Here is a 1,280-nt window from a genome sequence, read left to right as displayed (position 1 = left end):
CTTACCCCTAGGGCTTTATGGATTTCCCTAGTCATTTTAATCAAATCGTCACAACATTCTTTATTCATGTCATCCCTTAATATTGGTAAACTTGGCGGTAGCTCTGGTTGATGATTGTTGGCTTCATACGGTAATCGAGTATATTCAACCTGCCATGATGTATACCAATAATACGAATGTATTGCCATTTCAAGATTGGTTTCTGGGTCTCTACCTATGGGAAAGTGAGCAGGACATATTCTGTTTACCCTCGGTGTTATGGAACCACCAGAGAGACTCAAAGATGGAACGGAAGAACATTGTTTTGATGCAAACAGGCGAACAGGCGTTCCGCCTTTACCAAGATTAAAATTCCACTTTAGACGAAAAATATTGGGCGGATACGGGGGCGTACCATTCACCTGAATATGTAAATTCCGAAAATGTCTCGCTCCCGGACCGAGAGGAAAAATTCCTATGCTCTGTATACTAGAGTTTACATCTGTGTTGAATTGGAATTCTAAAGTGCTGACTATATATTCACCAGTGGTTATCCCGTCATCAGAATTATCAAGACGATCTAACATTCCCGAATACAAATCACCCCACCACCCTGATATATACCGTTTTCCAGTAACAAGAAAAAACTCAGCTAATAGTCCTGAATAACCTGGCGGAAAACTAGGTGGGTCAATGCTGGGAGGATTGTTATTATCTTGATCATCACTTGTTTCATTTTCATCTGTCTCCGATGGTTCTTCTATATCATCCTCGCAAACATTCCGAGCAAAAGTGACAGTTTTGCCAAGCATGGTTACGCTCATGGTTTGCTCACATTCCCCAAAGTAAACCGAGACATTAGCATCATTAATGCTGTCGATTGTTCCCCCAAAACCTTTGGGGTTGCCATCCTCATCAAGGTCTACAAATCCACGGGCTGTGCTGCCTATCTTCTCAGCTTTTATGCCTCTCCTAGTTCTACCATCCTGTAAATCTTCAGCCTCTGTGCTTATTTTTGGCTTCATTGCCTGGGCAAATTCAATTATCCCCCCCACATCTATATCAATGTCTCCATCGTCACGGGGAAATCTTACTCGCGCTCTGGGTTTGTCGTCGGCTTCTAGTCTTTTAACCTCTCTTTCTATGACATCTATAGCTTGCCTATAGTTGCGATTCCTTACAATGTCTCTTGTCCTTCGGCTACGTTCCTCTACTTCTCGCATTGTTCGCACTCCTGCCTCAACTCAGGAAATAGTTGCAGCCATCCCTCTTTGGTCAATTTTCGTCCGCCAACAACCCAT

1 protein-coding gene is annotated in these 1,280 nt (G+C 43.0%); it reads right to left on the bottom strand.

Annotation, left to right across the window (positions count from 1 at the left end; all coding sequences use genetic code 11):
• A partial coding sequence (locus ACTIE0_RS24485) for a hypothetical protein (RefSeq protein ID WP_439517050.1) occupies positions 1–1,202 on the bottom strand: 1,202 nt, incomplete at its 3' end.
• Positions 1,203–1,280 lie beyond the last annotated feature (78 nt).

The sequence above is a fragment of the Limnospira sp. genome (assembly GCF_051859755.1).
Lineage (GTDB): Bacteria > Cyanobacteriota > Cyanobacteriia > Cyanobacteriales > Microcoleaceae > Limnospira > Limnospira fusiformis.
The sequence above is the reverse complement of the archived record's forward strand: the minus strand, read 5'-3'. Positions and strand labels throughout refer to the sequence as shown.